Source organism: Flavobacterium tructae (genome assembly GCF_002217475.1).
Lineage (GTDB): Bacteria > Bacteroidota > Bacteroidia > Flavobacteriales > Flavobacteriaceae > Flavobacterium > Flavobacterium tructae.
Genome location: NZ_MUHH01000017.1, coordinates 135,455 through 150,784 on the forward strand (window position 1 = coordinate 135,455; position 15,330 = coordinate 150,784).

A 15,330-nucleotide genomic window follows, 5' to 3' on the forward strand; every position below is an offset into this window, starting at 1 on the left:
CGAATCTATACAAATCGTTGTGTTTAAAAACTTAACATAATTTGTGAATTACTTCGTCCGTTCGCTATTGCTCGGGTCGTGGCAGAAATAAAATCCTTTTTAATCATAATAATCTGTGGCAAAAAACTAAACACAAAATGCAAAAAATAAAAACAGCACTATTATCATATGGAATGTCAGGGAAGGTGTTTCATGCTCCATTTTTAAATATACACCCAGGGTTTGAATTATTGGGCTCCTGGGAAAGAAGCAAAAAACTCATTCAGCAGGATTATCCGGCTGTAAAAAGTTATGCCTCGATCGAAGACTTGTTGGCGGATGATGTCGATTTGGTGATTGTAAACACACCCGTGGGAACGCATTATGAATATGCGAAACAAGTACTTTTGAGCGGAAAACATGCTGTAGTTGAAAAAGCGTTTACCACAACAGTAGCCGAAGCTCAGGAACTGGCTGCAATTGCAAAAGAAAAAGGACTGAAATTAGCCGTTTTTCAAAACAGAAGATGGGACAGTGATTTTAAAACGGTTCAAAAAGTAATTGGTGATGGGGTTTTAGGAGATTTGATCGAAGCTGAATTTCATTTTGACCGATACAATCCGTTATTAAGTCCTAAAGCACATAAAGAAACTGTAAATGATGGTGCCGGAATCCTGAAAGATTTAGGTCCGCATTTAATTGATCAGGCCGTTTGTTTGTTTGGTTCTCCAAATGCAGTTTTTGGAGACATTCGTTTTACCAGAGCGGATACTTTGGTGGACGACTGGATCGATCTATTGTTGATTTATGAAAATTTCAGAGTCCGTTTAAAAGCCGGTTTTTTTGTGAGAGAAGCTAATCCTGCTTATGTGCTTCACGGTAAAAAAGGATCATTTTTAAAACCTCGTGGAGATGTTCAGGAAGATGATTTAAAATTAGGTAAAAAGCCAAATCTGGAATCCTGGGGTACAGAATCAGAGGTTTTACAAGGCCTTTTACACACCGAAATTGATGGAGAAGTAATCAGGGAAAAAATTCCAACGCTTCAGGGCAATTATTTTTCTTTCTTTGATGGTGTTTATGAGGCTATCGTAAAGAATGAAAAAGAACCGGTTACTGCACAGGACGGAGTAAAAGTAATGCAGATTATCGAAGCAGCAATCGCAAGTCATACGCAGCAAAAAGTAATTAATTTGTAGTGAAGCTGCACACAGATTTGACGGATAAAACAGATTGTCACAGATTTTTTAATTCTTGAAATCTGAAAAGAAGTATCATAGTCTATAAAATAAAACAATTAGAAGTAGTTAACGACAAAAAACTTTGCGCCTTTGCTTTTCAGAACCTTTGTCCCTCAAAAAAATTATAAACATACAACGTTGTAAATTGAGTAACAGTCAGGTTTTATAGGTCATAAAGCAGCTTTTTAGTACTTTTATAGTGTTAAATCCAAAACGAATTATTTTGATCGACTTCAATCCATTAGCATTATTCCAAACCAAAGGAAAAATTAAGAAAGCTTACAGAGAAGCTAAAATCTCCTATCTGAACCGAATTCGTTTGGCTGTTGGGATGTTTTATTTTGGAATGGGTTTAAGTTTTGCGACCTGGGCAAGCAGGATTCCGGACATTAAAACAGCATTGCATTTAACCGAAGGAGACCTTGGTTCTATTCTTTTTGCTTTGCCAATGGGACAATTACTAATTATGCCATTCTCAGGTAAGATGGTTACAAAATTTGGCAGTCATCGAATTTTGATTCTTTCCTTAATCATGTATGTTTTATGTCTGGCCAATTTAGGTTTGGCTACTACCGCCTTACAATTGTCATTAGGATTATTTCTGTTTGGATTGTTTGGAAATCTGGCCAATATCGCGGTCAATACACAAGGCGTTTATACCGAAGTTCTTTTTAGGAAAACAATCATGTCGTCTTTTCATGGCATGTGGAGTTTTGCCGGATTTACCGGGGCTTTAGTAGGGTTGGGAATGCTGGCTTTAAAACTAAGTCCTCTTCATCACTTCCTGATCGTGGCGGGAATCGTATTAATAATGATTGCTTTTAACTTTAAGTTTTTAATTAAAGCCAAAGAAAAAATCAAAGTTAAGAACGAGAAAAAGAAGTTATTTGTAAAACCGGACAGCGCTTTAATCTGGCTTGGAGTGATTGGATTTTGTAGTATGGCAAGCGAAGGTGTAATGTTCGACTGGAGCGGAGTTTACTTTAAAGATATCGTAAAAGCACCCGGTCCGTTGGTGATTTTAGGATATACTTCCTTCATGATTATGATGGCAAGCGGACGTTTTCTGGGAGACGGTCTGATCAATAAATTTGGACGTGAACGTGTGATGCAAATTAGTGGTGTTATGATTTCTGCCGGACTTTTTACAGCCGTTTTTCTTCCTTATCTTATACCTTGTACCATTGCTTTTATGGCAGTTGGTTTAGGAGTTGCCACTATAGTTCCTACCGTTTATAGTATGGCAGGGAAAAACCCGACCGTTCCACCCGGAGAAGCTTTAACTATTGTTTCGAGTGTAAGTTTTTTGGGGTTCTTAATGGGACCACCGGTTATCGGACATATCGCTGAAACTTTTGGACTTCAGTTTTCATTCGCTTTTATTGGAATTTTCGGAGTTCTGATTGCTTTTATGGTTTCCAAAATCAGGATAGCCTCTTAGTTTGTACGCTAAAAAAAAGCGAGAGATTGTTTTGAAGTTAAATTTTATTTAACAAGAAAATACTTTCTTATTGTTTTTTGTTTATATTTGAATCCTGAAACTAAATAAGGAGTATTAGCTTATTATTTTTTATCTCTTCCAAAAACCAATTTTATCTTTTGATGTAAGAGATTGGATGTTTTTGTTTTTAAAAATATCCAATCCTAAAACTAAAATTATAAAAGTAAATTGGGGTTTTCATGATAAAAAAAGGAACGTTACTATTTGTTTTATTGCCTATTAGTCTTTTGTTTGCGCAAGAACAAACCACTTTTTCAGGAACTATAGTTGACTCAAAGACTCTAAATCCATTGGAAAATATTGTGGTAAACATTCAAAATTCTTCCATAACACAATTAACTGGTGCAAAGGGAAAGTTTGAATTACACTCTGCTATAAAGGGAGAACAATTATTATGGATACACAGTCAGGGCTATAAAGATCTTCTTTTAAAAATACAATCGAACCCGGGTCAAAAGGTTGAACTGGGGATTTTACCGTTAGAAGATAATTTTTCAGAGGAGACACCGGCAGCACTCATCACCTTATTAGACAGCGATTTTTTGGATGATAATAGTTCTTCCGAAATGACTTCAGGTCTTTTGCAATCTTCAAGAGATGCTTTTATGCAAGCTTCAGCTTTCAATTGGGGACAGGCCCGATTTAGAGTTCGGGGTCTGGACAGCGAAAATGGGACGATGATGCTTAACGGTATGGTCACGAATAAAATTTACGACGGAAGACCGCAATGGGGTAATTGGGGAGGTTTGAACAATGTGTTGCGAAATCAGGAATTTTCAGTCGGAGCAGCGGCTTCAAATTATACTTTTGGAGGAGTTTTAGGAACCCAGCAAATAAATACACGTGCTTCATTGTACAGAAAAAGTAGCCAGATTTCTTTTTCCGGGAGCAATACAGCCTACAATTGGCGGGCTATTGCTACTTATGCTTCCGGAATGAATGCTTCCGGTTGGGCTTATGTACTTTCAGCAGGAAAACGCTGGTCGGATGAAGGTTATTTTGACGGAACAAATTTCAAAGCAGAATCTTTTTTTATTAGTGTAGAAAAGAAACTGAATGACAACCATTCATTGAACTTTACAGGGTTTTATACGCCAAATTCAAGAGGGAAAAATTCGGCAAATACAAATGAAGTTACCCAATTAACCAATGAGAAATACAATTCTTATTGGGGATTTCAAAACGGGAAAAAGAGAAATGCGCGAGTAAAAAGAGTCGAAGAACCGGTATTGATGCTAAATCATTATTACAAAATAAATGAGAAAACAAATCTGAATTCCAGTTTAATGTATCAATTTGGTCAGGTAGGAAACAGTACTATTGACTATCAAAACACCCCCAGTCCTGATCCGGTGTATTATCAAAAATTACCCAGTTATTATACCTCAATCTACGGAAAAGATAAAGGGGAGTTTTCAGGAGATTTCACCCCCGATTTTATAAGTGCAGAAAAGGCAAAAGTAAATTTTCTCGAAGATCGCCAAATCAATTGGGATGAATTATATCGTGCCAATCAGAAACCAATTTTAAATGCTGATGGAACAATTAGCGGATTTGAACCCGCACAAAGTCATTATGTTTTATACGAAGACCGAACAGATGATAAGACCCTAGCCGCAAATTCAAATCTGAATATGCAATTAACAGAGAATACTGCTTTTGATGGAGGAATTACTTTCAGAAATTTAAAGTCACATCAGTTTCAATATCTTTTAGATTTGTTGGGAGGGCAATATTTTGAAGACATTGATGCGTTTTACCAAGGCAATCAAGCACAGTCTGATTTACAAAATCCAAATCGTGAGGTAAAAGAAGGAGATATTTATGGTTACAATTATAATCTTTTTGCGACCACAATTGATGCTTTCACACAGTTTAAATTCAGTTATAATAAAACAGATTTTTATTTAGGACAGTCTTATTCTGTTTCCAATTACCAGAGAGAAGGATTGTATCAAAATGGGATTTATCCAACATCATCACTTGGAAAAAGTAACAAGGTGAATTTTGAAAATTTTGGTTTTAAAGTAGGTCTGACCTATAAAATTTCAGGAAAACAATGGCTGTTTTTTAACGGAATGCATCTTAGCAGAGCACCATCCTTACGAAACACGTTTTTAAATTCCAGATTGAATAATTCAATAGTCGACGGAATTGAAAATGAAAGTATAAGTAGTGCCGAAGGAAACTATGTTTTTCGTTCTCCAAATTTTAAAATTCGTTCTACAATTTATTATTCATTGATTAAAAATACGACCCGAACTTCCTTTTTCTTCGCTGAAGGAATTTTTGATCAGGGGGCAGCTTATAACAATACGGATGCATTTGTTAGTCAGACTTTAACGCATCTGGACAAGAAAAATATTGGTATGGAATTTAGTCTTGAATGGCAAATTTCATCAACTTTAAAAGTGACTTCATCTGCAGCATACGGTAATTATGTCTATAGCAGTAATCCTAATGTATCTATAACTAACGATGCAAATGTGGCAGAAGACGGTACCCAGACCATTTTTGATTTTGGAAAATCCTATCTTAAAAACTACAAACAAGCGGGCATGCCCCAACAAGCTTATTCGATTGGATTAGAATACAGAGATCCTAAATTTTGGTGGCTGGGAGCGAATATTAATTATTTGTCCGAAGCTTATATTGACGTTTCGCCAATTGCACGGACCAATCGGTTTTATGTAAACGCCGTGAATGGTCACCTCTTTCCGGAAGCGACAGAAGAACGGACAGCTGCTTTACTGAAACAGGAAAAATTTAATCCGGTTTCATTATTAAATATTACAGGAGGAAAGTCCTGGCGTATCGCTCACAAATATATCGGGCTTTTCTGGAGTGTTAATAATGTTCTGAATGCGGTGTTCAAAACAGGTGGTTTTGAACAAGCCCGAAATGCTAATTTCAGAGCTCTCAATCAGGATGTTTCTAGTGGAACACCCTCATTTGGTTCTAAATATTATTATGGATATGGAAGAACTTATTTTGTGAACCTGACAATGAGTTTGTAAAATTTTAAAACCAATTTGAAATGAAAAATAGATTATTAGTTTTCGGTTATGTATTCTTGCTGCTGATAATTTACAGCTGCAATAATGAAGCTGAAATTCCAAAACTAGAATGTACACAACCGAATTTAGTCATTAATCAAAAGGTTCAGAAAGTCAAAGATTTTTCAGGGCCTGTTCCGAAACAATATGGCTACGATGATGCTATTGAGGCTTACGTAGTGTCAAGCGATGAGGGAGGAAATTTCTTTAAGATACTTTTCCTGCAAACTATTGCAACGGATGAAACACCGGCAATAGGATTTAGTATTGCGGTTGATGTTACCAACACCTATATCGATTTTCGGGTAGGGAATAAAGTGTATATCAAATTAAAGAATCAGTTTACAGATTTATATTTTGGTGGTTTGCGTATCGGAAGTTTGTCAGTAAGCAATTCGGGAGATCCAATGATTGGCAGAATTTCGCAGACCGATTATAAAACTGTACTTAACGGGTCTTGTACAATAATGGATGAAAGTAAGCTGGTGCAAGTAATTTCTGTAGAAGAAGCGCTAAATGATGATAAGCTTAATACGCTGGTGGAGTTAAGCGGAGTCCAGTTTGCGGAAGAAGCGATTGGCCGTCATTATTTTGAAGAGTCTAACAATGTAGGAGGTTCGACAAATTGGAACCTTCAGGATAAAAGTGGCAATCAGATTATTTTCAGAACAAGCAGTTATGCTGGTTTTGCTAATAAATTGGTACCGGAAGGGAGCGGAAAAGTGAGAGGAGTTTTGACCAAATACGGATCAGATTATCAACTAATGAGCAGATCAGAAAAAGATCTGGAAATGAACGGAAAAAGAGATATTCCGATTTTTGTGGAAGATTTTCAATCCGTGAAAAATAATGTGAATTTCACTTTGCCGGGTTGGAGTAACATTGTTGAGAAAGCTTCGAAATTATGGGAGAGCATGCTGTATGCCGGAAACGGTTATGCAGAGTTTAATACTACAAGTACAACCGCAGCTGAAAATGTTGCCTGGATGGTTACTCCCAAAATCAATTTGAGCGGTTATAAAAGTGCAGTATTATCCTTTAGAAGCGCACAGCACGACTTAAAGATTGATTCGCCATCAAATGTGCTTGAAGTCTATGTTTCAACTAATTTCGATGGTTCTAGTGTAACCAAAGCAAAATGGACAAAACTAACAGCAAAATTTCCGTCATTGTCAACACCGTCCCGGGTTTTTATCAGTTCCGGAGCAATTGATTTATCTTCCTATTCAGGGAGTATTAATATTGCATTTAAATACCTAGGTTCGGGTAAGGATAAAACTTTGAATGGCGCTTTTATGGTTGATGATGTTAGAATTTTTGCTGAAAAATAAGGCTGTTTTTAATAGAGATTCAGTTAAGGTGTTGATTTTTAGACGATAATTTAATACGGTATTGTTTTTGAGATTTAAACGGTTAGATTTTAATAGAATTTTGTATTTTGGTCACCCCAAATCAATACAAATACCACTATGAAAATCTATTTTCTTGCCATCATCATGATGGTTTTCCCGTGTTTAGTACATAGTCAGAATCAGGATGCTAAACCTGTGAGACTGAAACAAATTAATATTGTAAAAACAAATTACCAGAATTCTAAAGATGGTGAAATTGTAAACAAAACAGTTGTTTTTAAAGACGGAAAAATACAAACCATTACTACTTCAGATGTCATTCAGCATTTCTTTTACAATACCAAAGGACTATTGGATATGACGGTTAAAGATAAGGTAGGAAGTGACTGGAAAGAAGTTGTGAATTATACGTATGATGCCGACAATAACATTACGAAGTTTGTTAAAAAATACCAGGAAGGCAACGATTATATTACCAAGGTAGTAACTTTTACCTACGAAGGAGCCAGAGTAAAGGTAATTACCAAAAAGAGCACTAATCACCAGAACTTAGTTGATGATATCGAGTATATTGTTGAAAACGGTGCTATTGTGCGACGTACTTCTCGAGACAGAAATAAAGCCATCATTGGTAAAATTGAATATGTTTACTTCAACGATAATGTCATAAAGCATAAAGGTTTGGTAGGAGATAAAATTTCGAAAAGTTTTATTTTTGATGATAAAAACTCTGTTGATGTTTTAATTGTTAAAAGCTTATTTGGAGACAATTATAAAGTGATTGTACCTATGATCTCCTATCATGAGGAAGAATTTAGCTTTGAATCCATCTCCCCTAATAACGAAATTGTTTTTAGCCCTTCCTCTACTGTCTTGGTCGGAGTGAGCAGAAAATACAAATACAATAAGTTGAACTTTCCAATCTCTTGTTCTCAGATAGAGGAGAATGGAATTGTAAAAACAGAAAAGACTTTTATTTACGAGTAACGTAAATTTTAAAACTGAAAAATCAAATCCCAAATCCCAAACTTCGATTAACAATTGGAATTTGGGATTTGGATTTTTAAAGAATAGGGTAATTTTTCAAATACGGTTTAAAAAACAAGTTCTATAAGGGTTAGTACCTTACAAATCATTAAATTTGCACCTTATTCAAAGCTATGTTAGAAAAAGAAGTTATAAATTTTGAGAGAACAGCCATTGTAGGTATTATAACTCAAAATCAAAGTGAAGAAAAACTTAACGAATATCTGGATGAATTAGAGTTTTTGACTTTTACCGCTGGAGGTGAAGTGATTAAGCGCTTTTCTCAAAAAATGGAACGTCCAAATCCGAAGACTTTTGTAGGGACAGGAAAAATAGATGAAATCAATCTTTTTGTAAAAGAAAACAATATATCGACGTTGATTTTTGATGACGAATTATCACCATCACAACAAAAGAATATTTCCAGAATTATTGATTGTAAAATTTTAGACCGAACGAATTTAATTCTGGATATTTTTGCACAAAGAGCAGAGACCTCTTATGCAAGAACACAGGTTGAGTTGGCACAATGTCAATATTTACTGCCCAGACTTTCAGGTTTATGGACGCACCTTGAGCGTCAAAAAGGGGGTATTGGTATGCGTGGTCCGGGAGAAACCGAGATCGAAACGGACAGACGTATCGTGCGTGACCGAATTTCGTTATTAAAGGATAAAATCAAGACCATCGACAAACAAATGAGCATTCAGCGCAGTAATCGCGGTGCGATGGTTCGTGTGGCATTGGTAGGATATACCAATGTTGGAAAATCGACCCTTATGAATGCGATTGGTAAAAGTGATGTTTTTGTTGAAAATAAATTATTCGCAACTTTAGATACCACTGTTCGAAAAGTAGTGATTAAAAACTTACCGTTCTTATTATCAGATACCGTAGGTTTTATTAGAAAATTGCCAACACAACTGGTAGATTCGTTTAAAAGTACACTTGATGAGGTGCGTGAAGCCGATTTATTATTGCATGTTGTAGATATTTCACACCCTGATTTTGAAGACCATATCGAATCGGTAAATCAAACTTTGTTAGAGATTAAGAGTAATGACAAACCAACTATTATGGTTTTTAATAAAATTGATGCCTACAAACATTTGACGATTGATGAAGATGATTTAATTACGGAGAGAACAAGAAGACATTATACTCTTGAGGAATGGAAACAGACCTGGATGAGTAATGTTGGAGAAGATAAAACACTGTTTATCTCTGCAACACAAAAACAGAATTTTGAAGAATTCAGAGAAATGGTTTACGAGGCAGTCCGCCAGATTCATATCACCAGATTTCCGTATAATAAGTTTTTGTATCCGGATTATAAAGATGCAATCGAAAAAGAAGAAGAATAAAAAAACGGCTTTTGAGTAATCAAAAGCCGTTTTGATTTTTATTAGAAGCCGAAATTTATTCCTACGCCAAACACTTGTCTGGTTTGGAATCCACTGAAAGCATTATCGTCATAGATGGCCTGAAAGGATAAGTTTGCCGATAGAAATTTGTTAACTTTCATAATAACATTCAACGAATAGTTGATATCTACATTTTGCGGATCTCTTAAATAGTTAGAATACAAATTCAGGGTATTCTCGGCAGTTATGTTGGTCATAATAGCCAATTTGTAATAAACCGAAGCATAAAACCCGAGTTCGTATAACATACTTTTATTAGCATCTACTCCAAAGTAGGCTCCGTCTACATAAGGAAGCCCGGTTGCCTGATCAATTCCCGAAGTATAAGCGCGGTCTACAAAAGTAAATTTTGAAGTTAGAGGAGCAAAGTTTATTTTTAGATTCTCCGTTTTAGACCAGTAAATACCAGGTCCTGTAGTTAGATACCCCGGAGACATAAACTTGGTGTTTTCAGTTCGGATTTCCTTCCCGTTTACATCCTTCCCATAAAGATAACCAGTTGTAAATTGGGTTCTGAAATTTAGAAAGAAAGAATAATACCAATCTCCAAAAGCTTTCTTTCCTGCAATTGAATTAAATTCTAAACGGTCATCAGTCTTTTTTTCGAAATCGGCATTTTTAGTTTGCAAAAGACCATACGAAGCCAGAATTTTGTTGTCCCAGGTGAGATCGTCTTTTTTATAATTAAAGTCATAATTGATTCCTAAAGTTCCGGAGAAGCTGTCTTCGCCCCCGGCAACCCAATTGTTAAAGCTCGATTGATTCAGTAAAAGAGACACAGTACCTTTTGCCTTCCATCCTTCATCTTCTATAGTATCATTTATTTTTTTTACTGCTTTTTCAGTATTCTGGATCAGTTCCTTTTCTGAATTTTGCGCATGAACAAAAGTAAAGTTTGCTAAAATAAGAAGTAATAACGCTAGCTTTTTCATGATATCTGGTTTAAATGTGTAAGAACAAATATACTAAATAATCGTTAAAAAGCCTTATGGGATGCAGTTGGTAAGGGGTGTTATTTCTTTGGTTCTTTGTATAAGGGTACCGCCGAACAAGCCTCGCCATACATGATACTTCTTGCAAAAGGCTGTAAATAGGTTGCTGCTAAAATGTATGCACGGGTAGGTACAGGTTTACGGGAACAGCCTTTTACGATAACAGGTTTACCTTTATAGGGAGTGTAATCCAGTTTGCTTAATATTTCTTCGTATAAGCTTGCTTCGAGATCTTCTATAGTCCCGTTCACCACTTTTTTAGCATATGGAGCCAAATGGATTGCAACCAGAATAGAAGACCAGGCAGGTACAATTGCATCTGTACTGCAGTTTATAGCCACATATTGATCTTGATATTGCGACCAGTCGTGATTTTTTAAATGCTCTCTAAAGTCTTTTTCCTTTAATAAAAAACCTTCTAAAAGCCATTGTGATATATCGATTTGCACACGTGCTCCATTTGGGTAATAATCTTCAAGATCAAAAACCTCCAAGGCACTATTGGCAACTTTATTGATGATTTCTTCCATAAGAAAATTTTGGTTTCAGGTTTCAAGTTTCAAGTTGAGTAACTTGAAACTTGAAACTTGAAACAAATATTAAAGCATTCCTAATTCTAATTTTGCTTCTTCGCTCATTAAGTCTTTGCTCCATGGCGGATCGAAAGTAATTTCAACATCAACATCTTTTATGTTTTCAATTGTTTTTACTTTTTCTTCTACTTCTCTTGGCAAACTTTCTGCGACAGGGCAGTTTGGAGAAGTTAAAGTCATTAAGATTTTTACTTCGTAATCGGTGTTGACCATTACATCGTAAATCAATCCCAGCTCGTATATGTCTACAGGAATTTCCGGATCGTAAATGCCTTTTAAAACCTTTACGATAGATTCTCCTAATTCGTTTGTGTCTATTTCTTGTTCCATTTTATTTTTTGTTTTTCAACGTAAGTTTTTTGTTTTACCATTAAGATGTTAAGTATAAGCCTTTACGAAACTTAATGTCTTAATGATTTAATTTTTATTTTTTGCATCAAAAGCCAATGCGTACATTTTGATGTTTTTAATCATCGATACTAAACCATTCGCACGTGTTGCAGATAAATGTTCTTTTAGACCAATTTCGTCAATAAAATCAACATCGGCACTTAAAATATCGGATGCTTTTTGATTGGAGAATGTACGAATTAAAATCGCGATAATACCTTTAGTCAGGATGGCATCACTATCGGCAGTAAAGACAATGCTGTCTTCTTTTTGTTCCCCTTGCAGCCAAACTTTAGACTGACATCCTTTGATTAAATTGTCGTCGGTTTTATATTCTTCTTTGATTAACGGAAGACTTTTTCCTAATTCGATGATGTACTCGTAACGTTGCATCCAGTCATCAAACATTGAAAATTCGTCGATTATTTCGTTTTGTATTTCTTTTATCGTCATAATTATTTTTTCGTAAAATCCAGTAGCAAATTTACCAAATTTTCTATCTCTTTTGGAGGGTATCCATCGTCGAAACCCTGAGTTTCATATATTTTCTGATTCTGAGTGACTTTTAAATTTCCCAGAGCAGCTCCATCATGAAAGCGTTTTTGTGTTGGGCCTTTTAAGTCCGGAATAGTTTTGAGATTGATTTTTGAAAATTCAGCTACAATCTGCTTCCATTTGAAATCATCTATTTTGCTCTCTATCGGTTGAGCATTGCGGCCATTGGTTACTGAAACTGTTTTATTCTGTACCACGATTACTTTGTAAGTGCCTCGGGAAACTGCAGAGTATTCAATTTCGGTAGCTTTCATGTCGGCTTTTTTTTGGCTGGAACAGCTTGTTCCAATAAAAAAGGTTAAGAGCAACAAAGATAATATCCTCATAAAAGATTTTTTTAGCTTAACATAGCTTTCGCTTTTTTAATGGCCTCAACCATTATGTCAATTTCTTCTTTGGTATTGTAAAAAGAAAATGAAGCACGGATCGTTCCCGGAATGCAGAAAAAATTCATGATTGGCTGCGCACAATGATGTCCGGTTCTCACTGCGATTCCCAGTTTGTCGATAATGGAACCAATATCGTACGGATGAATTCCATCAATATTAAACGAAATCACGGAAGCTTTATTTTTTCCGGTTCCGTAAATTTTCAATCCTTCGATTTCTAATAAACGTTTGGTTGCGTGCTGTAATAAATGTGTTTCGTGCTGATGAATGTTATGAAAACCAATATGGTTCAAATAATCAACAGCCGTTCCTAGAACAATTCCACCCGCAATATTAGGAGTTCCTGCTTCAAATTTATGAGGTAAATCGGCATAAGTCGTTTTCTCGAAAGTAACTTCTTTGATCATTTCACCGCCACCTTGATAGGGAGGTAATTTATTCAGCCATTCTTCTTTTCCATAAAGAATTCCGGTTCCCGTTGGTCCGCACATTTTATGCCCTGAAAAAGCATAAAAATCACAATCTAAATCCTGAACATCAGGTTTTAAATGTGGAACGGCCTGTGCACCATCGATCAAAACAGCAGCGCCAACAGCATGAGCCTTTTCGATCATGTATTTGATCGGATTGATAATTCCCAATGCGTTCGAGATATGGTTTACCGTTACCACTTTTGTCTTTTCCGACAATAAGGCATCATAAGCATCTATTATTAGTTCACCTTCTTCATTCATTGGAATAACTTTAAGAGTTGCTCCTGTTTTCTCGCATAACATTTGCCAAGGCACGATGTTACTGTGATGCTCTAATGAAGAAACAATAACTTCATCTCCGGGTTTTAAAATAGAAGCAAAACCATTGGTTACTAAGTTAATTCCGTGAGTTGTTCCGGAAGTAAAAAGTACTTCGTGCGAGAATTTCGCATTGATATGATGTTGGATTTTTACTCTTGAAATTTCGTAAGCATCAGTCGCCAATTGGCTTAAAGTATGAACACCACGATGAATGTTGGCATTTATTTCCTGATAATACTTTGCGATCGCATCAATCACAACTTGTGGTTTTTGTGAAGTTGCGCCGTTGTCGAAATATACTAAAGGTTTTCCGTTCACTTTTTCTGAAAGTATCGGAAAATCAGCTCTTATTTTTTGGATGTCTAACATGTCTTATTTAGAAAAATTCTACCTACAAAAGTACTAAAACAAAATGGGTTTATCCATTAAAACTATAATTTCCTTTTATGATGCTATCAATTGAACGGTTGCTTGTAGATTCTTTAAAAATTGAGTCATTTTTTTATATTTCATGAATTTTATTTCTGGAATAAGTTGTATAATCTTGATGGTAAATTATTTATATTGCATTAAAAATAGCATTAGTCATATGAAAAGAATTCTTAAATTACTTGTACTTGTTTTAGTTCTTGCCTTTTTGTATTTCGGTTTTACTACTTATCCCAAACTGGATTTGATTTCAGGCTTCTCGGCTAAGAGTGTTGCATCAGGTCATTTTATTGACAATCGTTCGAAGGAATTAATCGAAAAAACGGATAATGATATCCACATGATTGATTTAGCGGAGAATACTATTGATGATGCCGGTAAGTTTGCTGTTTCTACAGTTTATGGATTGAAAGAAAGAAAAGCAATTTACAGAGAAGGACTGGGCGCTACTTTGATTGACAATGATTATGATATTTCGAAGCCCTACCTGCTTCCAAAAAGAACAAAATTGGTTAACAATCTTTCTTTTCCTTATGGGAATAAAGAACCAAAGGATACCACTTTTTCAAATATTGACTATGCCAAACTGAAAAAGGCTGTGGACGGTTCGTTTGATGTAAAAGGCCAAAAGAATAAACGTTCGCGTGCCGTGGTAGTGGTATATAAAGACAAATTAATTGCTGAAAAATACGATACCGGTTTTAATAAAGACAGTAAAATTTTAGGATGGTCGATGACTAAAAGTATCACCAGTTCGGCTTTTGGCGTTTTAGCGAAACAACGAAAAATTGACATTTATAAACCTGCTCCGATTGCGGAATGGCGAAATGACGATCGTAAAAATATTACCGTTAATGATTTGCTTCATATGAACTCAGGTTTAGAATGGGAGGAAGATTATACTAAAATTTGTGATGCGACAGAAATGCTTTTTCAGGCAGAAGATATGGGGAAAGTGCAAATGGATAAACCCGCTAAATTTAAACCTAATACACATTGGTATTACTCTTCGGGAACCACTAATCTATTGTGCCGAATTTTAAGAGGTCAGTTTAAGACACAACAGGAGTATCTTGATTTCTGGTACAGTGCCTTGATTGATAAAATTGGGATGAACTCGATGATTGTAGAGCAGGATATGTCGGGAATTTTTGTAGGATCTTCTTATGCGTGGGCAACAGCGAGAGACTGGTCAAAATTCGGACTGCTGTATTTACATAAGGGAAACTGGAACGGAGAGCAGGTCTTAGAGGAAAGCTGGGTAAAATATACCGCAACTCCAACGAATACTTCAAATGGAGGTTATGGAGCGCAGTTTTGGTTAAATGCCGGAGGGAAGTTTCCCGATGCGCCTCGTGATATGTTTTATTGTAATGGCTATCAGGGACAAATGGTAGCGATTATTCCATCTTTGGATATGGTAATTGTTAGGATGGGAGTGAATGAAGGAGATCATTATTTTGATTTTAATGAATTTTTGAAGGAGGTTATTTCTTCAATAAAAAAATAAATTTAACCGCAAAGATGCCAAGTAAAAAGCGCAAAGTTCGCAAAGTTTAAAACTAAACCCTGCGAACTTTGTATAACTCCTTGCGAACCTTTCGGTAAA

Annotated in this window: 13 protein-coding genes; 7 read left to right on the forward strand and 6 right to left on the reverse strand. The window is 35.7% G+C overall.

Features of this window, described 5'->3' with window-relative positions; genetic code table 11:
* Positions 1–137 precede the first annotated feature (137 nt).
* From B0A80_RS05575 to hflX, 6 genes are all read left to right on the forward strand, one after another.
* A complete protein-coding gene (locus B0A80_RS05575) occupies positions 138–1,178 on the forward strand; it encodes a Gfo/Idh/MocA family oxidoreductase (RefSeq protein ID WP_089076688.1) in 1,041 nt (346 codons plus the stop codon).
* Positions 1,179–1,443: 265 nt separating this feature from the next.
* The gene (locus tag B0A80_RS05580) at positions 1,444–2,661 is read left to right on the forward strand and encodes an MFS transporter (RefSeq protein WP_081603498.1); all 1,218 of its coding nucleotides are present in this window, start codon (positions 1,444–1,446) and stop codon (positions 2,659–2,661) included.
* Between the two features lie 239 nt (positions 2,662–2,900).
* Positions 2,901–5,738, forward strand: coding sequence for a carboxypeptidase-like regulatory domain-containing protein (locus B0A80_RS05585; RefSeq protein WP_089076689.1), 2,838 nt, complete (start codon positions 2,901–2,903; stop codon positions 5,736–5,738).
* Positions 5,739–5,758: 20 nt separating this feature from the next.
* On the forward strand, positions 5,759–7,108 hold the full coding sequence (locus B0A80_RS05590) for a DUF5689 domain-containing protein (protein ID WP_089076690.1): 1,350 nt from the start codon (positions 5,759–5,761) through the stop codon (positions 7,106–7,108).
* A gap of 138 nt (positions 7,109–7,246) precedes the next feature.
* On the forward strand, positions 7,247–8,116 hold the full coding sequence (locus B0A80_RS05595; RefSeq protein ID WP_017494556.1) for a hypothetical protein: 870 nt from the start codon (positions 7,247–7,249) through the stop codon (positions 8,114–8,116).
* Positions 8,117–8,289: 173 nt separating this feature from the next.
* Positions 8,290–9,519, forward strand: a complete 1,230-nt coding sequence (hflX, locus tag B0A80_RS05600; protein ID WP_017494557.1) for a GTPase HflX — start codon at positions 8,290–8,292, stop codon at positions 9,517–9,519.
* A 41-nt stretch (positions 9,520–9,560) separates the two neighbouring features.
* Here hflX and B0A80_RS05605 read toward each other — a convergent pair whose 3' ends face one another.
* The 6 genes from B0A80_RS05605 to B0A80_RS05630 form a co-directional block, all read right to left on the reverse strand.
* Positions 9,561–10,511 (reverse strand): DUF3078 domain-containing protein, encoded by a 951-nt coding sequence (locus tag B0A80_RS05605; RefSeq protein WP_089076691.1) that lies wholly within the window; start codon positions 10,509–10,511, stop codon positions 9,561–9,563.
* Positions 10,512–10,591: 80 nt separating this feature from the next.
* Entirely contained in the window at positions 10,592–11,101 is a 510-nt protein-coding gene (locus B0A80_RS05610) for a DUF2480 family protein (protein ID WP_089076692.1), read from the reverse strand.
* A 69-nt stretch (positions 11,102–11,170) separates the two neighbouring features.
* On the reverse strand, positions 11,171–11,494 hold the full coding sequence (locus tag B0A80_RS05615) for an SUF system Fe-S cluster assembly protein (protein WP_017494560.1): 324 nt from the start codon (positions 11,492–11,494) through the stop codon (positions 11,171–11,173).
* Positions 11,495–11,581: 87 nt separating this feature from the next.
* The gene (locus tag B0A80_RS05620; RefSeq protein ID WP_070906141.1) at positions 11,582–12,007 is read right to left on the reverse strand and encodes a SufE family protein; all 426 of its coding nucleotides are present in this window, start codon (positions 12,005–12,007) and stop codon (positions 11,582–11,584) included.
* A 2-nt stretch (positions 12,008–12,009) separates the two neighbouring features.
* On the reverse strand, positions 12,010–12,363 hold the full coding sequence (locus B0A80_RS05625) for a hypothetical protein (protein ID WP_233430714.1): 354 nt from the start codon (positions 12,361–12,363) through the stop codon (positions 12,010–12,012).
* A gap of 83 nt (positions 12,364–12,446) precedes the next feature.
* Entirely contained in the window at positions 12,447–13,661 is a 1,215-nt protein-coding gene (locus B0A80_RS05630; protein ID WP_089076694.1) for an aminotransferase class V-fold PLP-dependent enzyme, read from the reverse strand.
* Between the two features lie 220 nt (positions 13,662–13,881).
* Here B0A80_RS05630 and B0A80_RS05635 point away from each other — a divergent pair, with 220 nt between their 5' ends.
* On the forward strand, positions 13,882–15,231 hold the full coding sequence (locus B0A80_RS05635) for a serine hydrolase domain-containing protein (protein WP_089076695.1): 1,350 nt from the start codon (positions 13,882–13,884) through the stop codon (positions 15,229–15,231).
* The last annotated feature ends 99 nt before the right edge of the window (positions 15,232–15,330 follow it).